18 protein-coding genes are annotated in these 23759 nt (G+C 35.4%); 16 read left to right on the plus strand and 2 right to left on the minus strand.

Annotated elements, in window-relative coordinates; genetic code table 11:
• The first annotated feature begins 9 nt into the window (after window positions 1-9).
• The 16 genes from NZ923_09845 (at window position 10) to lgt (ending at window position 21728) form a co-directional block, all read left to right on the plus strand.
• The gene (locus NZ923_09845; GenBank protein MCS7230318.1) at window positions 10-1020 is read left to right on the plus strand and encodes a dihydrodipicolinate reductase; all 1011 of its coding nucleotides are present in this window, start codon (window positions 10-12) and stop codon (window positions 1018-1020) included.
• Between the two features lie 16 nt (window positions 1021-1036).
• Window positions 1037-1990 carry a diacylglycerol kinase family lipid kinase gene (locus tag NZ923_09850; protein ID MCS7230319.1) on the plus strand — a complete coding sequence of 318 codons (954 nt, stop codon included), beginning with the start codon at window positions 1037-1039 and terminating at the stop codon, window positions 1988-1990.
• Complete coding sequence (locus NZ923_09855; GenBank protein ID MCS7230320.1) at window positions 1953-4469, plus strand: glycosyl transferase family 36; 2517 nt, start codon at window positions 1953-1955, stop codon at window positions 4467-4469. Before NZ923_09850 ends, NZ923_09855 begins: the two co-directional genes overlap by 38 nt.
• Before the next feature lie 63 nt (window positions 4470-4532).
• Window positions 4533-5471: a GTPase Era gene (gene era, locus NZ923_09860; GenBank protein MCS7230321.1), complete on the plus strand. Its 939-nt coding sequence runs from the start codon at window positions 4533-4535 to the stop codon at window positions 5469-5471.
• Between the two features lie 18 nt (window positions 5472-5489).
• Window positions 5490-6743: a DUF1015 domain-containing protein gene (locus NZ923_09865; GenBank protein MCS7230322.1), complete on the plus strand. Its 1254-nt coding sequence runs from the start codon at window positions 5490-5492 to the stop codon at window positions 6741-6743.
• 1 nt (window position 6744) lies between these two features.
• A complete protein-coding gene (locus NZ923_09870) occupies window positions 6745-7563 on the plus strand; it encodes a radical SAM protein (GenBank protein ID MCS7230323.1) in 819 nt (272 codons plus the stop codon).
• Window positions 7564-7584: 21 nt separating this feature from the next.
• The gene (locus NZ923_09875) at window positions 7585-10140 is read left to right on the plus strand and encodes a M14 family metallopeptidase (protein MCS7230324.1); all 2556 of its coding nucleotides are present in this window, start codon (window positions 7585-7587) and stop codon (window positions 10138-10140) included.
• A gap of 35 nt (window positions 10141-10175) precedes the next feature.
• Entirely contained in the window at window positions 10176-11132 is a 957-nt protein-coding gene (locus tag NZ923_09880) for an EamA family transporter (protein MCS7230325.1), read from the plus strand.
• Window positions 11133-11167: 35 nt separating this feature from the next.
• Window positions 11168-13075 (plus strand): M1 family aminopeptidase, encoded by a 1908-nt coding sequence (locus NZ923_09885; GenBank protein MCS7230326.1) that lies wholly within the window; start codon window positions 11168-11170, stop codon window positions 13073-13075.
• Window positions 13076-13091: 16 nt separating this feature from the next.
• Window positions 13092-14474 carry a tryptophanase gene (locus tag NZ923_09890; protein MCS7230327.1) on the plus strand — a complete coding sequence of 461 codons (1383 nt, stop codon included), beginning with the start codon at window positions 13092-13094 and terminating at the stop codon, window positions 14472-14474.
• Window positions 14475-14499: 25 nt separating this feature from the next.
• Window positions 14500-15975, plus strand: a complete 1476-nt coding sequence (locus NZ923_09895; protein MCS7230328.1) for an amino acid permease — start codon at window positions 14500-14502, stop codon at window positions 15973-15975.
• A gap of 152 nt (window positions 15976-16127) precedes the next feature.
• Window positions 16128-18644 carry a sugar phosphate nucleotidyltransferase gene (locus NZ923_09900; GenBank protein MCS7230329.1) on the plus strand — a complete coding sequence of 839 codons (2517 nt, stop codon included), beginning with the start codon at window positions 16128-16130 and terminating at the stop codon, window positions 18642-18644.
• Between the two features lie 26 nt (window positions 18645-18670).
• Entirely contained in the window at window positions 18671-19138 is a 468-nt protein-coding gene (locus NZ923_09905) for a PTS sugar transporter subunit IIA (GenBank protein MCS7230330.1), read from the plus strand.
• Complete coding sequence (gene hisS / locus NZ923_09910) at window positions 19131-20438, plus strand: histidine--tRNA ligase (protein ID MCS7230331.1); 1308 nt, start codon at window positions 19131-19133, stop codon at window positions 20436-20438. The genes NZ923_09905 and hisS overlap by 8 nt, the downstream gene beginning before the upstream one ends.
• Entirely contained in the window at window positions 20395-20805 is a 411-nt protein-coding gene (locus tag NZ923_09915; protein MCS7230332.1) for a hypothetical protein, read from the plus strand. The genes hisS and NZ923_09915 overlap by 44 nt, the downstream gene beginning before the upstream one ends.
• A gap of 8 nt (window positions 20806-20813) precedes the next feature.
• Window positions 20814-21728 (plus strand): prolipoprotein diacylglyceryl transferase, encoded by a 915-nt coding sequence (gene lgt / locus NZ923_09920; GenBank protein ID MCS7230333.1) that lies wholly within the window; start codon window positions 20814-20816, stop codon window positions 21726-21728.
• 12 nt (window positions 21729-21740) lie between these two features.
• Here lgt and NZ923_09925 read toward each other — a convergent pair whose 3' ends face one another.
• Complete coding sequence (locus tag NZ923_09925; protein MCS7230334.1) at window positions 21741-22871, minus strand: glycosyltransferase; 1131 nt, start codon at window positions 22869-22871, stop codon at window positions 21741-21743.
• Window positions 22872-23750, minus strand: coding sequence for a PorV/PorQ family protein (locus NZ923_09930; protein ID MCS7230335.1), 879 nt, complete (start codon window positions 23748-23750; stop codon window positions 22872-22874).
• Between the last annotated feature and the right edge of the window lie 9 nt (window positions 23751-23759).

The following is a 23759-nucleotide window of genomic DNA, read 5'->3' on the forward strand; positions in this document are numbered from 1 at the left end:
GTAAAAGTTATGAAAAGAAAAATCAACGCAGTACAATTCGGGCTTGGCCCAATAGGACAACTTTGCGCCAAAACGATCATTCAAAAACATAGCGATGTAATTAATTTAGTTGGTGCTGTTGACATTAATCCTAACAAGATCGGTAAAGATATTGGAGAGCTGATCGGAATTGAACCAACTGGGATACTTGTTGAGGATGATATTAAAAAGATAGTTAAAAAGCGCAAAGTTGATCTCGTCTTTCACACGACCACCTCATTTATGGAAGATGTAAAGGAGCAAATTGTGGAGTTGATAAAGTTGAAGTTAAATATAGTTTCATCTACTGAGGAATTGTTCTTCCCTTGGATTAGAAATCGTGAGATCGCTCATGAGATTGATTCACTTGCGAAAAAGTTTAAGGTGCGCGTTCTTGGAACCGGAGTTAATCCAGGATTTGTGATGGATGTATTACCGTCCGTCTTAACTCAAGTTTGCACGGAGGTTAAAAGAATAAGAGTTGAAAGAGTTGTGAATGCTGCGAAAAGAAGATTACCGCTTCAGTTAAAAATCGGTGCAGGTTTAAGAGTGGGTGAGTTCAAGGCTAAAAAAGCAACAGGTAAATTTGGGCATATCGGTCTTGTTGAATCGTTACAATTTTTGGCTTATATTTTGAATATAAATCTTGATGAAATAAAAGAAGATTTAAATCCAATTGTAACGAAGAAAAGTTTGAAAACTGAATACTTGACAATTCAAAAGGGAAGAGTTGCCGGAATACACCATACGGCGGTTGGTTTCAAGAATGGCAAGGAGGTTATATCGCTTGATTTAAAGATGTATGTTGGCAATCACAAAGATTATGATGCTGTTTACATTGATGGTGAACCACCTATAAAGATGAAAATTTTGAACGGCGTTTTTGGTGATATCGCAACCGTTGCAAGTTTAATTAATTGTGCATATTTAATTTTTAATGCTAAACCAGGGCTTTTAACCATGGCCGATATCGGGTTGCCGCATGGATTTTTAAAACAATAAAAGTGAGGTGGTCAAGTTGTCATATAAATCCATTTTATCAAAATGGTTTACGCTTGGAAATGATTTAAAAACACATATAGTGTTAAATCCATACGCTGGGCGTTGGAAAGGAGCAAAACTTTATCATAAGATAATTCATTATGTAAAGCATTTAAAACATCTTGAAAGGTTTCAATTAACAACCGCTCCAGGTGAAGCGATACAAATTGCTCGCGATACTTCTGCCGAGCTTGTAGTTGCAGCAGGCGGTGATGGCACGATAAACGAAGTCGTAAATGGAATCTTACAAAGCAATCAAGAAAAATTGTTGGGTGTAATCCCAATTGGTTCTGGAAATGACTACGCTAAAATGTTGAACTTAAAACCATTTAGAATTAAACAAGCCATTGAGTCGTTAAAACGAAGGAAAGTAACAGCATCAGATGTCGGAGCAATTCAATTTGTTGATGAAACTGGAAGATTTAATGAAAGATTTTTTATAAATGGTGTTGGAATTGGGTTTGACGCAATGGTGGCAAACGAAAGTAGAAAAATAAAACACCTTCGTGGCATTCCTTTATATACTCTTGCTCTTTTTAGAACGCTGAAGAAATATGAAACTCCAGAAATGGAAGTATATATTGATGGAAAGCTGATCACAGGGAAGATTTTTCTTATAGCGATTGGAAATGGTATATCAGCAGGTGGAGGTTTCCTTCTCACACCTGATGCAAAGATCAACGATGGCTTTTTTGATGTATGTCTTGTTAGGGACTTGTCTATTTTACGAATTCTTCAGGTCCTGCCAACAGTGTTGAAAGGTAAACATATTCATTACCCTGAGGTTTCAATGTTTAAGGCAGAAGAGATTGAAATTAAATCTGACTCAAATCTTACTATGCATGCTGATGGAGAAATAATCGGGACATCTTTACGCTGGATAAAAATTTCCGTTGTCCCATCAGCTGTTGAAGTTATTTCAAACATATGATGAAATTAATATGGAAATTTTCAAAGTCAATAAATACGGATATTTTACAGCAGATGGAAGAGAATTTGTTATAACTGATCCTAAAACACCAGCACCTTGGATGAACTATATCTGGAATGGACGCTGGGCAGGTCTTGTAAGTCATACTGGAGGTGGTTATAGTTTCTATCTGACACCTCGCGATAACCGTATCACAAGATATAGGTATAACTCGCTCCCATGGGATCAACCCGGGCGCTATGTGTATGTTAAAGATAAAAAATTAAGTAGATATTTTTCTTTGAGTTGGGCACCAACAATTGATTTGAATTATGATTTTTATGAATGTCGTCATGGACTAGGTTATACTAAAATAACAACTGAAAATCTGGGTATAAGGGGCGAGATTACCTTCTTTGTCCCAACCGATTTAGATGCTGAAATTTGGCTCGTTAAATTAAAAAACTTAACAAATGAAAGAAGATCGCTTGATATATTTTCATATATTGAACTTGTGATGGGGAATGCGCTTAACGATTTAATCAATCAACCGAATGACAAACACTTTCCAGATGTTTATTTTGACAAAGATTTAAAAGCAATTGTCGCAACGAGAAGATATTGGGTGACAAATAGGGGAGTTTCAGTTGCCCAACCTAACCATGCTTGGCCATACTATTTAATATATTCAACATCGCTTGAAATAAAGGGATTTGATGGTGATAAGGATAAATTCATAGGCAGATGGAGAAGCAATGCTAATCCAGAAGCAATTGAGCTTGGTAATTGCTTTAACACAGAAATAACCGCTGGTGATCCTTGTGCAGTTATTCAGTCCGAAATTGAGCTTGAATCTAATGAGGAAAAAGAATTTACCGTTTTCATGTTTCTCGTTGATAAACCATCATTGCACACAAATGATAGGTTGAAAAATAACTCAAAATCATATAAGAAGGCACTTGAAACCATCTCTAAACTTAGAGATCTTGAATTTGTGCATCGTAAATTTGATGAATTGAAGAAATATTGGGATAACTACCTTAATACTCTTCAAGTGCAAACACCTGATGAAAAAATGAACCTTTTTATAAATGTATGGAATCGTTATCAGATCGCTGTAACATTTGATATGTCAAGAAACGCGGGATATTATCATGGTGGGCTATTGTTCGGAACTGGAGTTAGAGATCAGATGCAAGATATTTTTGGCGAGCTAATCGCTAACCCTAAAAGGGTTAGAGACAGAATAATTGAAGTATGTGGTTATCAGTTTAAAGACGGTAGCATGCTACACAACTTTTTCAGAATTTCCAAAACAGGTGAAAAAACCGGACATTGTGATACACCGCTTTGGTTGCCATTTGGAATAATCACTTATCTAAAGGAAACAGCGGATTTTGATTTACTTTATGAAAAAGTTGAATTTTATGATGGTGGCAGTGCTACAGTTTTACAACATTTGCAAAGGGCGCTTGACTTCTCGTTAAATAATCTTGGCAAACATGGACTGCTTAAGTTTGGGCGAGGAGATTGGAACGATACCTTGGATTATGTAGGTATAAAAGGCAAAGGGGAAACAGTCTGGGGTTCAGAGTTTCTTGCCTATGTATTGAAAGAGACAATTGAATTATTTAACTATTTAGGCCTAAAAAAATCGTTAAACAAATATGTCAATGCTTATTTAAAAATTTCAAAAAATATAAACAAATTTTGCTGGGATGGAAAATGGTATATTAGGGGTTTCAGAGACGATGGAAAACCTTTTGGAAGTTCAAAAAATAAGGAGGCGAAAATTTTTGCAAATCCCCAATCGTGGGCTGTGATAAGTGGCATCGCTGATAATGAAAGAGCAAAAATATGCCTCATGTCTGTTGAAAAATATCTGGATACTCCTAAAGGACCAAAAATTTTACATCCACCATTTACAAAGGTTGATCCGAACATTGGACTTGCAACGAGATGCGTGCCAGGTAAAAAAGAAAACGGAGCGGTATTTAATCATGTGGCAAGCTGGGTATTTCTTGCTGAATTAATTTTTGGAAATGCAGAAAGAGCTTATAAAATTTACCATGCTACATTGCCACTTAACAACGCTGTAGATGCTGATCTTTACAAGATGGAACCATATGTATATTCAGAATATGTAACAAGCCCAGATCATCCAACTTTTGGTGAGGCAAGTCATTCGTGGCTTACAGGTTCGTCGGATTGGTTTTTTAAAAGCGTGGTTGAATATATGATTGGTGTAAGACCTACTTATGCTGGCTTGTTGGTAGATCCTTGTGTTCCCTCAAGTTGGAAAAACTTTAAAATGATAAGGCTGTTTCGCGGTGTAAGATATGAAATTGAATTTTTAAATCCTGATGGTGTCAACAAGGGCATAAAAGAAATTTGGATTGATGGCGAAAGATATAATGACCGAATTCTTCCACTGCGCAAAAAGGGAAGCGTTTGTAAAGTAAAAGTTATAATGGGAAATCCAAGCAATAAACCCTTGTAGAATACTTCAAAGTAGATTTTTCAATTTACAGACAGAATGAGCAGCAACAAATTCTAATTAAGGATGGCAGAGGAAACTCACAATATACTATCTGATTTTAAAGCAGGTTATGTTGCTATTGTTGGAGAGCCAAATGTTGGAAAATCAACGCTTCTTAATACTTTGCTCCAACATAAAATTTCAATCGTTACGCCCAAGCCTCAAACGACAAGACATAAAATTATCGGGATAATGACGGGTGAGAATTATCAAATTGTTTTTCTTGATACGCCCGGATTGATCAAGCCAAGATATTTGCTTCAGGAAGTAATGATGGAATATGCTGAATCTGCGCTCAGAGATGCTGATATAATTTTGTTTATGATTGATGTTAAAAAAGTTAAAATGAATGAAAGCATTGTTAATTCGCTACCTTTTGAGATTTTGAAAAAATATGTTGATGAAAAGCCAATAATTTTAGTGATAAACAAAGTTGACCTTATCAACAAGCTTGAAGTTCTTCCGATGATTGATTTTTTCAGCAAAATTTTTCCATTTAAAGAAATTGTCCCAATATCCGCACTTAAGGGTCAAAATATAGATGAATTAAAAAAGGTCCTAATTCAGTATCTACCTTACCATCCTCCGTTTTATCCACCTGACATGATCACAGAGCACCCCGAGAGATTTTTCGTCGCGGAAATAATCCGTGAGAAAATTTTTCAGTTTTACAGACAGGAAATACCTTATTCAACAACTGTGTCCATCGTGGAGTTTAAAGAGGCGCAAAATGAAGGTGAGCGGGATTATATAAGGGCTGAGATATATGTTGAAAAGGATTCGCAAAAAGGGATTATAATCGGTAAGGATGGGCAAATGTTAAAAAAGATAGGAAAACTTGCACGGGAAGAAATTGAGTGGTTTCTTGGAAGACCTGTTTATCTTGAGCTTTATGTCAAAGCACGTAAGAAATGGCGTGATAGCAAAGCATGGCTAAAAAGGTTAGGTTATACCGTTGATTAAAAATTAACAAGATCAAACATGCCTGAAATAAAACCATTTAAAGGACTGATCTATAATCCAAATTTGCCTATCCATAAACTTGTCGCTCCTCCTTATGATGTGATCTCAGAGAAGGAAAGAGATGAATTATATGAGCTCCATCCTTATAATGTAGTAAGGTTGATACTGAACAGGGATGAAAATAGATATGAAAGTGCGAAAAATCATTTTGAAAAATGGTTAGGCGACGAAATTATTATTGAGCGGGAAAACGAGGCAATTTTTATTTATGAACAAGAATTTGAATATGAATCCAAAAGTTATCTACGAAGTGGGATCATTTGTTTGTTGAGAATTGAAGAATTTGGAAAGGGGAATGTTTTCCCGCACGAGAAAACATATCCCAAACCAAAAGAGGATAGATTTAACCTTTTAAAAGCAACCAACGCACAGTTTGATCATATATTTGGAATTTATTCAGATCCAAGTTTTACTATTGAATCTTTAATTGCTGGTAATAAGCCTGATCAACCTTTATTTGATTTTGAATTTCCAGAGAAAAGCAAAATTAGACATAAGCTTTACGAGATCACCGATAGAGAGTTCATTAGCGCTGTTGTTAATTTTTTTAAAAACATTCAAATTTTTATCGCAGACGGGCATCATCGTTATGAAACTGGTATAATGTTCAGGGACTACTTAAGGTCTTTATCAGTCGCAAGGGAAGAGCATAACTATATTTTGATGTATCTTACTAATATGGATTCCGAGGGGTTAATCATACTCCCAACACATAGGGTTTTGTCCGGGATTGATTTAGAAAACTTGGAGAACAAACTATTTTCTGGTGTATTTCAAAGTTTTTTTGATATCTTTGAAGTTAGCATATTTGAGGAATTAAAAGATGTAATGAAAAAACTTAGCAAGGGAATTTTCGGAATTTCCTTCGGTGGTGGAAAAATTTTTGTGTTAAAAATAAAAAACTATGACGAGGTAAAAGCAAACTTACCTCCAAGCATCCCAGGACCAGTGCAAGATCTTGATGTTACAATTTTACATGAATTTATTTTTAACTTGCTCGGAATACAAACAGAGCAAGTTAAAATTACCTACACACACGATCTAAAGACAGCTCTTGAACTTTCGGAAGAACCAAATAAAATCGCGTTCATACTTAACCCACCAAGCGTTTTTGATGTTAAAAATGTCTCATTATCGGGTGCGACAATGCCTCAGAAGTCAACTTATTTTTATCCGAAGCTATTATCCGGAATCGTGATGAGAAAATTCTAAAATGAGAAACTTAACTATCAAAATTATAGAGACCCAAAGAGCATTATCAAAATCAAGAATTCAAGGGATTGATTATACCGTAAATCCATATGTAGGATGTGAGTTTGGTTGCCTATATTGTTACGCTGATTTTATGACAAAATTTTCAAAAAATTATTCGCTTTATTTCAGTAATTGTAGATGGGGCGAATTCGTCGGAGTAAAAATTAACATTCCCGAAAAGTTGAGAAGCGAAATTCTTCGGCTTGAAAGCAAATTTGATTTGTTTTCAAACAAGGAAATGAGCAAACCAAAGATATGGATGAGTATAGTTACAGATCCTTATCAACCTGTTGAGAAAAAGTTTGAACTTACAAGAAAATGTCTTGAGATTCTGCTTGAGTTTCAGTGTCCGACCGGAATCTTGACTCGCTCTCCGCTTATTGTGCGAGATATTGATTTGTTTGTTGGATTTGAAAATCTTGAAATAGGATTAACTATTACAACTGACAACGACAATATAAGAAAAATCTTTGAACCAAAAGCACCTTCAATCAAGAGCAGAATAAAAACACTTGAGATTTTAAAGAAAAATAATGTAAGGACATTTGCTTTCATAGGTCCAATCCTTCCAATGAACGCAAAAAAGCTGTCAAGCGAAATAGATGGCTTGGTTGATTATGTTCTCGTTGATAGAATGAACTACATTTGGAAAACGGAGGGAATTTACAGAAGGAATTTGCTTGAGTTTGGAATTAGAGACGAATATTTCAGGATAGTTGCTGAAGAAATCTCAAGCTATTTTTCGTCAAAAGGAATTGAAGTTGAAATCTTGTTTTAAAACAAAATTTGAATGGAAGTTATGAAGAGAAGAATCGGGTTTATTTTCTTTACATTTGTAATCTTGGCGTTTAATTTATCAATCGCTCAAATTTCTTCACCAGAAAAATTTTTTGGCTTTAAAATCGGTGAGGATAGAAAGCTCATCGGATGGGATGAGATAGTTAGATATTTAAGCTATGTTGATAAGAATTCCGAGAGAATAATCATTGAAGAACTTGGTAAGACAACGCTTGGAAAATCTTTTATCGTTGTGGTAGCATCGTCGGAGAAAAATATGAAAGATTTACAGAGATTGAAATCTATCCAAAGAAAACTTGCTAAACCATATGATCTTGACGAAAGGGAAGCAAGAAATTTAATTCGTGATGGGAAGGTTTTTGTTCTTATAACGATGAATATACATTCAACAGAGATTGCCTCAAGTCAAGAGTCCGTTGAGTTGGTTTATGAATTTGCGACGCGAAATGATGAAGAAATGAGAAACATACTTGATAATTGCGTGATTCTTCTGATACCGTCGCTTAATCCAGATGGACAGCAAATGGTAGTTGACTGGTATAAAAAACATCTTGGAACGAAATACGAATCTTCACCGATGCCGTGGCTTTATCATTATTATGCTGGGCATGATAACAATCGGGATTGGCACTTCTTTAGCTTAGTTGAAACCAGATTAACGGCGAAAGTCTTGTATCATGATTGGTTCCCGCAGGTTGTTTTTGATCAGCATCAAATGGGCTCAAATGGTCCTCGCTTTTTTGTCCCTCCATATTCCGATCCTGTTAATCCGAATGTTCTACCAGAGATAATGGCTCTTACGAATCTCTTTGGTAAATATATCGTTTTTGATATGATTCAAAAAGGTTTCAAAGGCGTTGTAACTGGTGGAAGATTCAATGCTTATTTTCAAGGGACGATGTCAAAGACACCATTATGGCATAATAGAGTTGGTATTTTATCTGAAGCAGCAAGCGTAAGAATTGCAACTCCGATTTATATCCCATATGGGAGCGTTGAAGGACTCGGTGACGAAATCCCGGACAATAGTTTATCAAATAATAACCTTTATCCGTTTGAAGAAGGTTGGTGGAGATTAAGAGATATAATTGATTATGAAAAAGCTGCAACCTATGCTATTTTGAATTTCTCATCCCTTAATAGAGAAAAGATTCTTTGGACTTTCTACAGTGCAAATAAGAAGTCAATTCAAAAAGGAATGACCGAACCGCCTTTTGCTTATTTGATTGACTTGAATTCTCAACATGATCCTAATTCTGCGATTGAACTTGTCAAAAGATTACAATTCGCAGGTATTGAGATTTATAAAGCAAAGAGAAGCTTTAATGTCGGGAATGTTATATTTTCTGAAAATACTATTGTAATTCCACTTGCACAACCGAGCCGACCATTTATAAAAGATGTAATGGAAGTTCAAAACTATCCTGATATCCGTCTCTATCCGGATGGACCTCCAAAAAGACCTTATGATGTTACCGCATGGACATTGCCACTGCAAATGGGAGTTGATGTCTTTGAATTAAAAGAAAAAGTTGATTTGCCAATCCAAAAAATTGAAAAAGTAGATTTTGGTGATTCAAAGTTCAGTGGAAAGGGTAGGTATTTCGTAATTGACAGAAGGTTTATAAATTCTTATCGTCTTGTCAATTTGCTTTTAAAAAGCGGTGTCAAAGTTTTTTACAGCAAAGACACAAGATTTAAAGGAAGTTTTGTAGTAAAAAATGAGCGAGATGTTTATAACAAAATCAATTCACAGGTACGAAATCTCGGACTTGAAATAAAACTTTTAGATGATATCGCTGATACGAACCTTGTTGAGATAAAGTCAAAGAAAATTGGTATTTATCAACCATGGATCACAAGTATGGATGAGGGATGGACACGACTTGTGCTTGATAGCTTTTACTTTGATTATATAGTCCTTCATAATCAGGATATAAAGGAGAAAAAGACATTTGATGAACTTGATGTTTTAATCTTGCCGAGCATGGGAGCGAGTGCAATTGTTGAAGGTCGCGAATTTAGAGAACAGCGTAGGATTGATTTACCACAGATCCCAGAGGAATACAGCGGAGGAATAGGGAAGCAAGGGGTTGACAATATAAGAGAGTTTATCAGGAAAGGAGGAACGCTTGTAGCTCTTGGGGAGGCAAGTGATTTTGTAATTGAACAAATTGGAGTTCCAGTTAGAAACATTTTGAAAAATGTAAGTATAAAAGAGTTCTTCGCCCCGGGAACAATTGTTAAATTAAAAATTAACGCTCCTGATAATCCTCTCGCATACGGCTTAAGAGGATATGTCCCAGCTTATATGATTAACTCCATTGCCTTTGAAACGAGCCCTTATTCTAACGAGGTTTCAACGATTGCTTCTTTTGATAATGCAGAGATTTTGTTAAGTGGTTATCTTCTTGGAGCGGAAAAAATAAAAGGGAAATCTGCTCTTTGTGAGGTCCCTTACGATAAAGGTAAAATTATAATGTTTGCTTTTAGAACTCAGCATAGATCGCAAACTTGGGCAACTTTTAAATTTTTATTTAATGCGATTTTGAACTAAAAATGCACTTGAACAAAAATTAACTGCTATATTTGATGCAACTGCGACAGTTTATTGAAAAAACGCCTATCAAAATTTTTCTGTTTGTTTTTATATGTTTTATTTGGGGCTCAACTTGGCTGACCATAAAAATTGGGTTGCAGGAATTACCGGTGATGTTTTCACTATCGCTTCGCTTTTTACTCGCTGGTATAGTGCTTTTGATTCTTTTGAAGACATTAAACATTCAGGTTCCAATAAATGAAAAACAACTTTTTCTTTATCTATATCTAACTTTTTTCTCCTTCTTGATCCCTTTTCTACTTGTTTACTGGGCAGAGCTTACCATCCCAAGTAATCTTGCGAGCATTCTTTTCTCAACGATGCCGTTTTTTGCGTCAATTTTTTCAAGGGTATTTTTGAAAGAGGATTTGAACCTGATTCAGAAAATCGGTTTACTTCTTGGATTTACAGGCGTTGTTTTCGTTTTTAACATAAATACACAAAATTTGGGAAATATCTTTTCCTCGCAAGACAGGCAATTTATCATTAGTATGATTGCGGTTGTAATCAGTGCTTTTCTTAACGCATCTGTGTTAATTGTTGTTAAAAAATATGGAACTGATATTCATCCGCTTGCAATTAATTTCATTCCGTTGAATTTAAGTGGTTTAATTCTTTTGATTTTGTCTGGAGTTTTTGAAGAATGGAGCACAGTTAAATTTGGATTGAAAGGGATTGGGAGCGTAATTTATCTTGGAGTTTTTGGCTCAGTGGTAACATTTACGGTTTATTATTGGCTTTTAAAGAAGATCCCAGCGGTTATAATGTCGTTAACGGCTTTTCTTACACCGGTTTTTGCAGTATTGATCGGAGTTTTCATCGGGAAAGAGACAATAACTGTAAACATCTTGGTTGGTGCTTTTCTCGTGCTGGTTGGAATGATTTTCGTGAATTCGTCTTTTTTGATCAAAAAATTTGCGTTAGAAAAATTATCTAAAGAGAAAAAATGAAAGCAACTTGCCGTTTTTTGCTTTTGATATCATTAGTGTTAACCTTAAATTTTGCGATTTCGCAAACTCAAGATGATTTTGATATCCTTCATTATGAAATTTACATTGATCTTCTTGATGGGCTTAAACAACGCAATGGATATTATAAGGGATATGTCAAAATAAAATTCCGCACCAACAGAAATTTAAATGAAATCAATCTTCATTCAGCAAGCGTTATCCAAATTGACTCAATTCTTTTCAACAGAGCAGTGTTAAACTATCAACAAAGTTATGAGAATTTGAAAATTTTTCTTCCATATGTGATCTCACAAGGTGAGACATTAACTGTTGCAATTTATTTCAAGAGGGAATCAAATCTTGATCGCGGGTTCTATTTTTATAGAAGTGATGAAGTATCGCCTAACCTTCCATCTGATATAGCCTATACGATGACACAGCCATCGGATTCAAGATATTGGTTTCCGTGCTATGATGAACCTTGGGATAAAGCAACTGTTGATGTGATAGTAAAAGTAAAGAATGATTTTTTGGTTGCCTCAAATGGTCTATTGCTCCGTGACGAGATCAGCGGTGAAGGCCGGATCTTTCACTGGCGTTCAATATATCCGATGTCAACTTATTTAATTGCTTTCGCAACCTCAAGATATATAACATTTTCTGATTGGTATCGTAAGATTTCAAATCCATCTGATTCAATTGAAATTAAGTATTATGTCTGGAGGGAGGATTCAACCAAGGCGGTTCAGGCATTTAGAAATGTCGTTGACATGATGAAATTTTTTTCCCAAAAATTTGGTGAATATCCATTTGAGAAATATGGAATGGTTGCGGTTTATCCATTTCGGTATGGCGGGATGGAGCATCAGACGATGACAACAATTCACAGAAGATGGCTTGATGGAAATTATGAAGGTGGGATAGCTCACGAGCTTGCGCATCAGTGGTGGGGTAACCTCGTCACTTGCGAAAATTGGGCAGAGATATGGTTAAACGAAGGTTTTGCTTCTTACGGTGATGCTTTATATACGGAGTATAAATATGGTAGAGAAAGCTTTAAAAATAAACTTAAAAGTTGGGCGAATGCTTACTTTAGAGAGGATTCAATAATAAGATATCCAATCTACAATCCGCCACCTTCAAAACTGTTTGGGACAGCAGTTTATTACAAAGGCGCTTGGGTTTTGCATATGTTAAGAAATTTAGTTGGTGATTCAGTGTTTTTTGAAATCCTAAAAGAATGGGGAAGAAGATATGCTTATGGAACAGGAACTACTTCAAAATTTATCGGGGTTGTGAATGATGTTACTGGAAAAGATTATTCTTGGTTCTTTGAGCAATGGGTTTATGATTCAGGATATCCCGTTATTGAATCAATTATCTACTCAACAACAGAGCAGTCCAAGTTGACTTTACGGTTTAGGTTAAGACAAATTCAGAGGAGCTCAAGAATTTTTAAATTTCCAATTGATTTGAAAATTCAAACGCAAAATCTTGATACGCTTTTAACTTTCTGGACATATACTCAAGATACGACTTTTGTTTTCTCAATTGATGGAACCACGCCTTTGAGCGGATTAAATATTCAAGTTGATCCCGAAGAAAAAGTTTTAAAAAGAATAATCGGTGTTACCTCGGTTTATGCTCCATTGATTTACAACTTCAACCTTTATCAAAATTATCCGAACCCGTTCAATTTAAGCACAATCATTCAATTTGAAATTGCGGGTGATGGGGAAATTTACGATTGCGAGTTGAAAGTTTTTGATTTACTTGGTAAAGAAGTAAGAAAAATTTTCGCTGGCAAGCTTACTCGGGGAAGGTATATTTTTAATTTCACGGCAGATGATCTTCCGTCTGGGGTATATTTTTATGAGTTAAAGGTTCACGCGAACGGAAAACAGATATACCGAAAGAATAGGAAAATGATTTTGGTAAAATAAACAAGTGGGAGGAAGCATGAAATTCAAAACAATAATTGAACCATTTAAAATCAAAGTCGTAGAACCTATCAAGTTTACAACTCAAGAAGAGAGGGAAGAGATTTTAAAAAAGGCGGGTTATAATGTTTTCAATATCCCAGCTGAGGATGTGATGATTGACCTTTTAACAGATAGCGGGACAAACGCAATGAGTTCAAAACAATGGGCTGGGATCATGGACGGAGATGAATCCTATGCTGGGTCAAAAAGCTTTTTTAGGTTTGAAAGCGTTGTGAAGAAAATAACTGGATTTAAACATGTCATACCAGTTCATCAAGGAAGAGCAGCAGAGAAAATTTTATTCTCACTTGTTGCAGGACCTGGAAAGTATATCCCAAACAATACTCATTTTGATACAACGAGAGCTAACATTGAATTTGTTGGTGGTAACGCTGTTGACTTGCCGATACAGGAAGGGATTCAACCTGATGTATGGCATCCTTTCAAAGGGAATATGGATGTTGAACGACTTGAGAAATTTATATTAGAGAAAGGTCCTGAAAATATCCCTTTGGTTATGTTAACTGTTACCAATAATTCTAACGGTGGTCAGCCTGTTTCAATGCAAAACATTCGCGATGTCAGGGAAATATGTAACAAATACAAAATTCCGCTTTTCCTTGACGCTTGCAGGTTTGCGGAGAACGCTTATTTCATAAAGAAAAGGGAAAAGGGATACGAGAACAAAACGATTTTAGAAATAGCAAGGGAGATGTTTTCTTACGCTGACGGATGCACGATGAGCGCAAAGAAAGATGCTTTTGCAAATATCGGTGGGTTTCTCGCAATGAATGATGATGAACTTGCTTTGAAAGCAAGAAATGTTTTGATAGTTACTGAGGGTTTCCCGACATACGGAGGGCTTGCTGGAAGAGACCTTGAAGCGATAGCACAAGGGCTTGAAGAAATTCTTGATGAAAATTACTTGATTTACAGAATCAGATCTGTTGAATACCTTGCGGAAAAGTTAATTGAGCGTGGTATTCCTGTTCTAATTCCGCCAGGTGGTCACGCAGTTTATCTTGACGCAAAAAGGTTTGCTCCACATATTCCACCAGAACAGTTTCCTGGTCAATCTATAGTTGTTGAACTTTACAGAGTTGGTGGTATTAGAAGCGTTGAGATCGGAAGTGTAATGTTTGGGAGAAAAGATAAAGAGACGGGTAAATTCATCCCTCATACAATGGAGCTTGTCCGACTTGCTATACCGCGAAGAGTTTACACGCAAAGCCATATTGATTATGTTGTTGAAGTTATTGCGGAGGTTTATAGAAATAGGGAGAAGCTGAAGGGTTATAAAATCGTATGGGAAGCTCCTTTGCTGAGACATTTCACCGCAAGATTTGAGCCCATTAATTAAAAACTAATCTTTAGGAGGAAAAAAGGTGAATTTATTTCGGAAAAAAAGCATATCCCAAATTTTATTTGAAGCAGAAAGTGGTGAATCTCGCTTAAAGAGAGCTTTAAATGCTTTTGATTTAACTGCGCTTGGAATTGGAGCAATTGTTGGTGCAGGCATATTTGCTCTTATAGGGACGGCATCCGCTGGAGGAGCTCACCATATTGGTGCAGGACCTGCTATAGTTGTTTCTTTCATAGTTACGGCTCTTGCTTGTGCCTTTGCTGCTTTGTGTTATGCGGAGCTTGCCTCAATGCTTCCGATTTCGGGAAGTTCATACACTTATTCATATGCAGCGTTTGGAGAATTTATAGCTTGGATAATTGGATGGGATTTGATACTTGAATACGCCGTTGGAAATATAGCTGTTGCGATTAGTTGGTCTGCTTATTTTGTTGAGCTTTTGCGTGGTTTTGGAATTACAATTCCACCTTGGCTTGCTACAGATTATGTTAGAGCTGTTAACACTCCCGAGATTTTAAATTCAGCACCACATATTACAATACCAATTTTAAATAAAACTATCCCTTTGATCTTCAATCTTCCGGCTTTTGGTATCGTTGCTATTATAACTATAATCCTTGTAATAGGGATAAGGGAAAGCTCCGCTTTTAACACTATTATGGTTGTGATAAAACTTGCTATTTTATTTTTCTTCATCATTGTTGGGGCTTTCTATGTAAAGCCAGAAAACTGGCAACCTTTCGCCCCAAACGGATGGAAGGGAATTATGACAGGTGCTGCGCTTGTCTTTTTTGCATATATTGGGTTTGATGCTATTTCAACTGCAGCTGAAGAAACGAAAAATCCTCAGAAGAACTTACCTATTGGAATAATTGCCTCGCTTGTAATCACAACTATTCTTTACATTGCTGTCGCAGTTGTTCTTACTGGTATGATTCATTACTCTGAGTTAAATGTTCCTGAGCCACTTGCAAAAGCATTCAGTGTTATTGGTTTAAATTGGGCAGCAGGTATAGTTTCGTTTGGAGCAGTTGTCTCAACAACAGCTGTTTTACTCGTTTTTCAGCTCGGACAACCAAGGATTTTCTTTTCTATGGCAAGAGATGGTCTTTTGCCTGAATGGTTTGCGAAAGTCCATCCAAAATTCAAAACACCATATATTACCACCATTTTAACAGGTATATTTGTTGCAATTCCAGCAGCATTTGCCGATATTGGAGAAGCAGCTGAACTTACGAATATTGGAACGCTATTTGCTTTTGTGTTAACTTCAGCTGGAGTCCTTGTGTTAAGATATACGAATCCAAACGCGCCAAGAGCATTTAAAACTCCGCTTGTCCCTCTCGTTCCATTGCTTGCTATAGGAAGTTGTTTATATCTTATGATAAGTTTACCTTTAATAACTTGGATCCGCTTCATTGTGTGGCTTCTGATAGGATTTGTGATTTATTTCGTTTATGGTTATAGACATAGCAAATTACGAACGATAAGTAAGTAATTTTTCAAAAGTTCAGATTGTTAATTTGCTTCCTTTATGTTATATTTAATCAAGCAAATGTCAGTGTTTAATTATTGAACTTTCCCAATCCCAATAATTGGGAGATGGGATAAAAAATTTTTATAAAACTAACTTGAATCTTACTTGGACTTATGAAGGCAGTTATAATGGCTGGTGGCTTCGGAACTCGCCTAAGGCCTTTGACGATGAATATACCTAAACCGATGGTTCCAGTTGTCAACATTCCAATAATGCACCGAATAGTTACATTGCTAAAAAAATACGGGATCACCGATATAATTGCTCTCGTTTATTATTATCCCGAGGTAATTATGAATTACTTCAAAGATGGGAAAGATTTTGGGGTGAACATTTCCTATGTAAGATCTGAAGCAGATTACGGAACCGCGGGAAGCGTAAGAAATGCTGCAGATTTAATTGGCGATGATGAATTTGTTGTTATAAGCGGAGATGTTTTAACCGATGTTGATATATCAAAGGTCATAAATTATCATTTTGACAAAAAGGCGAAGGCAACGATAGTTCTCACAAGAGTTAAAAATCCACTTCAATATGGAATTGTTATAGTTAAGGATACTGGGGAAATCTCAAGATTTCTTGAGAAACCAAGCTGGGGCGAGGTCTTCAGCGATACGATTAACACTGGAATTTATATTTTGAATCCGTCAGTTCTTGAATTTGTTCCATATAAGCAGGAATTTGATTTCAGTAAAAATCTTTTCCCAATTCTACTTGATAAAAAAATTCCATTCTATGGCTTTTTAACGGAAAGCTATTGGCGAGATATAGGAACGCTTGGTGATTACCTTGAAGCGCATTTAGATTGTCTTGCTGGTATGGTTGATATTGAAATTGATGGCAACAAAATTGAAAGTGGGAATGCGATATTATATCTTGGGGAAAATTCTATGATTGAAAATTTTGATAAATTTGAGGGCGTTGTTGTAGTTGGAAATAAAACAAAAATAGGAAAAAATGTTAGAATCGTCAACTCGGTAATTGGTTCAGAATGTGAAATTGGAGATGATTGCGAAATAGTTAATTGCGTTATTTGGGATAAGACAAAGATTAAAGATCAAGCAAAATTAACTCTTGATGTTATTGGTTATGAATGTGTGATCGGTGAAAAAGTGGAAATAAACGAAAATGTTTTTATAAGCAACAATTGCGTTATCGGAAAGGAAGCAAAACTATTACCAAATATAAAACTTTGGCCTTGGAAAATTGTGGAAGATGGTTCTATTTTATCAAAAAGCTTGGTTTGGGAGGATAAATGGCTTAAGGAACTTTTTAGTGAATCGCGAGTAAGTGGAATTTCAAATCTTGAAATCACTCCAGAATTTGGCGCGAAACTTGGTGCAGCATTTGGAGCTTTCCTTGGTCAAGGTAAGTGTGTTTTGGTAAGTCGCGATCCAGATAATGTATCACGAATGATAAATCGTGCTTTAATTTGTGGACTTATCTCAGCTGGACTTGATGTTGATGATTTAAGAGTTGCTTCAATCCCGATGGTGAGAAATGAACTCCGAAGCGGAAGATATGCAGGAGGGCTTCATGTCAGAAAATCCCCAGTTGATAAACATCAAACCGATATTATCTTTTTTGATTCAAGCGGTTTAGATTTGCCAGTGAGCAAGGTGAAGGCAATAGAACGACTTTTCTTTGGTGAGGATTTTCCACGCGTTTCCTATGATAAAGTTGGGACAATTAATTTCCCTGTTAGAGTTGTAGAAGGATATGTTGAGAAATTTTTAAACTTTATCAATATTGATGCCATAAAAAAGCGAAACTTTAAAATAGTAATTGATTATTCAAACGGTGTTGCCGTTACAATTTTCCCTAACATACTTGGACAACTTGGTTGTCAAGTTGTCTCGTTAAATGCATATCTTAATCCCTCAAAGTTGACAAGAGATGAAGAAGAATTTAAAAAAGCGATCAACGATTTGTCCCAAATCGTGACTTCAATTCAGTATGATGTTGGGTTTATGTTAAATCCCGGAGCTGAAAGAATTTGGGTTGTGGATGAAAGAGGTAAGTTGATTGACAATGATCGCCTTCTTTCGGTCGTTGTTAAGCTATATCTTGAAGCAAATAAGGGGAAAGTTAAAAAAATTGCTGTCCCGATAACCGCATCTCTTGAAGTTGATATGATTGCAAGTGAGTATGGGGTTGAAGTTGTGAGAACGAAAAACTCGCATTACGGAATGATGGAAACAGTCATCAGAGATCCAGAAGTTAAGTTTGTTGGAGGAACAAAAGGAGGGTTTATATTTTCAGAATTTCTCTTTGCTTCTGATGGAATGTTTTCAATATCAAAAATTCTTGAACTTATGGCTACCACGGGGTTAAAGATTGGTGATGTTGAAAAATCATTGCCGAGACTTATTTTAAAGCACAAAATTTTACCATGTCCACGGGATCAAAAAGGAACCGTGATGCGATTTGCAACTCTTGAATCAGATAAATATAAACGGCAACTTATTGATGGAGTTAAAATTTTTATAAATGATTTAACCTGGGTTTTGATCTTGCCAGATAGACAGAAAAGCGAAATTCACTTGTTTGTTGAATCCGACGATGGGAGGCAAGTTGATGATTTGTTAGCTATTTATTCAGATAAGATAGAAAAATGGATGAAATCCTGATAGAAAAATAAAAATAAGGATGAAAGGTGAAAATAAGCGAGATTTTAAATGAAGAGTTCGTTGTGGTTGGTCTTGATGTTTCTTCAAAAGAAGACGCAATAAACGCACTTGTTGATTTAATAGCGAAATCAGAGAAGGTTAAAAATGTAAATAAAGTTAGAGAGGCGGTTTTTGAAAGGGAGAAAATAATGACAACGGGGGTTGGAAAAGGATTTGCGGTCCCCCACGGAAAAACAGACGCCGTCACAGACATTGTCGCTGCTTTTGCTATAACTAAAAAGCCCATTGATTACGATTCTCTTGATGGAGAACCTGTTCGCCTTATTTTTTTGTTGGTTGGAAGAGATAATATGGTTGGACCTCATATAAAACTTTTAAGTAGAATTTCAAAACTAATGAATGATAACGATTTTCGTGAAAAATTGCTTAATGCGAAAGATGCCAAAGAGGTTGTAAGTTTATTCAAAACAGAGGAAGAAAAGTATCTTGGATAAGAAAAAGATTAAAAATGTTCGCGGCACGAAAGATATACTGCCAGATGAATCATATAAATGGTGGCATATTGAACAAAAAGTGAGAAAGATATTTGAGGTTTATAACTATCGTGAGATAAGAACTCCAATTTTTGAGGAAACTGAGCTTTTTGAGAGAGGAATTGGTGAGTTTACAGATATTGTTAGCAAGGAGATGTATACTTTTATTGATAAAGGTGGGACGAGCTTGACGCTGAAACCTGAAATGACAGCGTCTGTGATGAGAGCATATCTTCAATATGAGATAAATAAACAAACTCCGCTTTTTAAAGTTTACTATATCTCACCAATGTTTAGGCAAGAGCGACCTCAAGCCGGTAGATTACGGCAATTTCACCAAATAGGAGCTGAAGCCATAGGAAGCGCAAATCCCGAAGTTGATGCTGAGATAATTTATCTTGTAATACACATAATTGAAAGTTTCGGCGTGAAAAATTACAACTTGAAAATTAACTCGGTAGGGTGTCAAGTTTGCAGACCAACATATAAAGAAGTTTTAAAAAGCTATTTTGAGAAATTCCAAAACGAACTATCAGAAGACAGTAAGAAACGCCTTCAAAGAAATCCATTAAGAATTCTTGATTCAAAAGATGAAAGAGATAAAAATATCGCTAAAAATGCTCCATTGATCTACGAATATCTATGTGATAATTGCAGAAAACATTTTGAAAACTTACAAGATTATTTAAACTTTCTCGGTGTAAAGTATGAAAACGAACCACATCTTGTGCGCGGACTTGATTATTATACGAAAACCGCATTTGAAATAACAAGTTTAGATCTCGGCTCTCAAGATGCAATTGCCGGTGGCGGAAGATATGATCTTCTTTCCAAAGACCTTGGTGGTCCGGAAATTCCTGGGGTTGGTTTCGCCCTTGGAGTTGAAAGATTGATGTTGATTCTTGAGAAAAATAATTATAGTTTCAATGAAGTTTCTAAACCATTTGTTTATGTTACCTGCATAGGATTTGAAGCTCAAAAAGTAGCCCTAAAGATAGCTTTTACTTTAAGACAAAACATGATACCGTGTGAAGTTGAACTTTTAAACAGAAGCTTAAAAGCACAAATGAAAGAAGCAGACAGGCAAGAAGCTCAATATGTTGTAATCATAGGAGACGCTGAAATAGAAAATGGTAAAGCTTTGGTTCGCAATATGGCAGATGGCAAGCAAGTGGAAGTTGAATTAAATAAAATTACAGAATTTATACTATCAAAATATGCCGAGGAAACTTCCAAGGATAGAACCGGAGTTCAAATATGATTTCATGCTTTATATTTCAAAAGGGTATGATGAAATAAGAAAAGAAAAGTTTCTAAAATTTTTGCTTGAAACAACTCAACATTTTCTCGCTTTCAACTATGAACTTGATGTTCGTGTTGGTTTAGAAAACAATAATAAAATAAAATTTGAAATTCACGGTTTCAAAATACCAAGTTCTCCACTATCTAAACCCGGACCAGCGAGGTTTGAATACAGATTGTATGGGTATACAGAAGGGGTTTATACTTTAACAATAGTTAAAAAGGAAAACTTAAAAAACACTTTCTCCATACATATTGCCAACGATGAAATTAAGATAAAAAACAAGCCAAGGAAAAATAGCTTTATCAAACTAAATATAGTTTGAGCACTAAAATGCGCCCGATTTTATTTGAGATAGGACCGATCCCAGTATATAGTTATGGTTTCATGTTGGCTGTTGCTTTTCTTATTGCAGATTATTTATTGTCAAAGGAATTTAAAAGGTTAAAGTTAAGTGTAAATTATGCTAATGAATTAGTTGTGCTTGCTCTAATTTCAGGAATTGTCGGAGCGAAGTTTTGGTATTTGATTGAAAATTTGGACGATTTTCTAAAAGCACCTCTTGATATGATCTTTTCAGCAGGTGGGTTAACTTGGTATGGGGGATTCATATTTGCTTTTGTCGTTTTATTTATTTATGTGAAACACAAGAAACTTCCTGTTTTAAAAGTTTTGGATGCAGCATCACCAGCACTTGCTCTTGGATATGGGGTTGGCAGAATTGGATGCCACCTCTCTGGAGATGGGGACTATGGTATACCTACTGATTTGCCCTGGGGTACTGTATATGCTAATGGTACATTAAAGCCAAGTTACGCCTTAAGAGAGTATTTTGAACGATATCCTGAACTTGCTGAAAAATATGACTATTGGGAAAAATCAATCAAAATCGTTGGGGAAGATAGATTTGGTGTGATTACTGAGTTTGATTTATCCATAAAGCTACATCCGACGCCAATTTATGAATTTTTGATGATGGCTGTAATTTTCATCTTTTTGTGGATGTATAGACAAAAGGTTAAAAACACCGGAGAATTGTTTGGTTTATATTTAATTTTTTCGTCAATTGAAAGATTTATTATTGAGCTTATTCGCTTAAATCCACCTCTGCTCTTAGGCTTATCTGAAGCTCAGATAATTTCAATAATTCTTTTCATCGCTGGGGTTATATTAATTAAAAAAATCAGAACACAAAAGCCTAAATCCAAATCAGGAGAAAATGTAGAGACAAAAAGCGTAAGCAAGTAGCATAGTAAATTGTTAAAGTTTCATAACAACTTCAAGAAGTTTTTTAATCTCATTTTCCCAAGTTAACTCATCTAATGCTATTTTGCAGTTCTCCTTCATTTTCTCGTATAAACTTTCATTTTCAATAAGTTTTTTAACTTTAAGAAAAATATCGTCAAAATCTCTTGGGTTTACCAGAAGGCCAACTTGATATTTTTCTACGATGCTCTTTATCTCTGGAAAATCGCTGGCAACAAAGGGAATTTGATGTTGAATATATTCAAAAATTTTGTTTGGTAGTGAGTATATATAGCTTGCTCCCAAAGGTTCAATTATACATAACCCTATGATTCTTTTTAGATTTGGCATCACAATATATTGCTCGGGAGAATAAGGACCGAGTATAGAGACATGCTCCGCAATCCCACGTTGTTTGATCAACTTTTCTATTTCTTCTTTAAGCTCGCCCCTCCCTATTAACAGAAGTCTTGCAGCATAGGATTCACTTCTGAGTTTTTCCAACAGATCAAAATAAATAGTTAAGGCACGACCGGGATGAAATAGTCCAAAGTAGGTTAGCAGTATGCTGCTATCTTTCACCAAATTGTGCGGTATTTCTAGAAACCTTGTTTTACTTTCTCGGCTTGGGAAATTTCTTATAACAATTACATTTTCTATATTGAATTTACTTGATAAAATTTTTGCAATTGATTGATTAACAGTAAGAAATACAGAGCTTCTTAAAGCAAAAAATCTCTCAATAAATGACACTATTAACTGCTTTATTGGCTTTTTATAATGTGAAGCTAGCGAAGAGTAGAGTTCTCTGGAATCGTATATCAGCCTTGCCCGGCATTTTCTTGAAGTTATCCAAGCTAAAGGTAGCGAAAATAAATCAGATGCTATTACAACGTCTGCTTTAAACTTTATTGCTACTGGAAAAGCTTTGATATAAAAAGATAAAATTTTTAAGACAGCTCTTTTATGATTCTTTAGGTCAACATAAAATATATGCGGATTTTTAATTTTGGCTTCCCCAGGTTGATGAGCGCAAATGATCTTAACTATGTGGCCTGCTTCCGATAGTGATTTAAACATTTTGAAGCTCCTTGAATCATGAGAAGGATTACCAAGAAAAATAATCAAAATTTCTTTCTTTCTCATCTAAAAATTGAATTTAATTGTCAGGGTATGCGAAGTGGGAAAATTAAATTCATTTGGCGCGAAGGCATATTGAATAGCAAGGTTCTTTGTTTCAATTCCAGTTCCAAATCTAACTTTGTTTATATTATTTCCTGATGTGAAACCCAAGTTTATCGTAAAACCTGATAAAAATTTAAAACCGATAGCTGTTGAAAAGAGATTTGTTCGGTCATAGAACTTATGTTTTCCTTCAAAAAGCAAAAGAGGTTCAATGCTACTTTGTGCCACTGAATAAGATACCGATGCTCCGATTGATAGAGTTGAAGGTGGGTTTATAGATGAATTTCTATATTTGGAACTAAAACCTATATCTTTTAGCGATACGCCTGTGTAAAAGTTAAAATCCGAAATTTTAAAAGGATATAAAACTCCCAAGTCAAGTGCGAAAAAATGTATTTCATCAACAAAGATTTTCTCAAAAATATATTTAATTGTCAATCCTGTTTTTAAATTTGATCTCCATTTAGGGGAAATTGAAAAAGCAAGAGATAAATCTCGGGAGGTAAATTTACCTTGAATTTCGCCCGGCATCGTTCTTATTTCTATATCAGAAATGCTAAGGGATGTTAAACTTATTGCAAAATTTAGATTCTTTGTTGGGATTGAAGCTGAAAAATAAACAAAATCTCCATCAATTAACCAATTTCGGTATGTTAAAATAAATGAGTTTTTATCTTGATAAGCAAGCCCAGCGGGATTATAATAGATTGTTCCTATATCAGGGAATATGGCAACGCCTGCATCAGCAAGTGAAACAACTTTAGCGTCAACCCCAATTGTTAAAAATTTAAAGCTAGTTTTACCACCACTTAGCAAAATTTGAGAACAAAAGAGGGACAAGAATAATAA

It is taken from the genome of Candidatus Kryptonium sp. (assembly GCA_025060635.1).
Lineage (GTDB): Bacteria > Bacteroidota > Ignavibacteria > Kryptoniales > Kryptoniaceae > Kryptonium.

What these genes read in the sequence shown, in the direction of transcription:
- NZ923_09845 (MCS7230318.1), top strand. Translation starts at nt 10, where the DNA reads ATGAAAAGAAAAATCAACGCAGTACAATTCGGGCTTGGCCCAATAGGA.
- era (MCS7230321.1), top strand. Translation starts at nt 4,533, where the DNA reads ATGGCAGAGGAAACTCACAATATACTATCTGATTTTAAAGCAGGTTAT.
- NZ923_09865 (MCS7230322.1), top strand. Translation starts at nt 5,490, where the DNA reads ATGCCTGAAATAAAACCATTTAAAGGACTGATCTATAATCCAAATTTG.
- NZ923_09870 (MCS7230323.1), top strand. Translation starts at nt 6,745, where the DNA reads ATGAGAAACTTAACTATCAAAATTATAGAGACCCAAAGAGCATTATCA.
- NZ923_09875 (MCS7230324.1), top strand. Translation starts at nt 7,585, where the DNA reads ATGAAGAGAAGAATCGGGTTTATTTTCTTTACATTTGTAATCTTGGCG.
- NZ923_09880 (MCS7230325.1), top strand. Translation starts at nt 10,176, where the DNA reads ATGCAACTGCGACAGTTTATTGAAAAAACGCCTATCAAAATTTTTCTG.
- NZ923_09890 (MCS7230327.1), top strand. Translation starts at nt 13,092, where the DNA reads ATGAAATTCAAAACAATAATTGAACCATTTAAAATCAAAGTCGTAGAA.
- NZ923_09900 (MCS7230329.1), top strand. Translation starts at nt 16,128, where the DNA reads ATGAAGGCAGTTATAATGGCTGGTGGCTTCGGAACTCGCCTAAGGCCT.
- NZ923_09915 (MCS7230332.1), top strand. Translation starts at nt 20,395, where the DNA reads ATGCCGAGGAAACTTCCAAGGATAGAACCGGAGTTCAAATATGATTTC.
- lgt (MCS7230333.1), top strand. Translation starts at nt 20,814, where the DNA reads ATGCGCCCGATTTTATTTGAGATAGGACCGATCCCAGTATATAGTTAT.
- NZ923_09925 (MCS7230334.1), bottom strand. Translation starts at nt 22,871, where the DNA reads ATGAGAAAGAAAGAAATTTTGATTATTTTTCTTGGTAATCCTTCTCAT.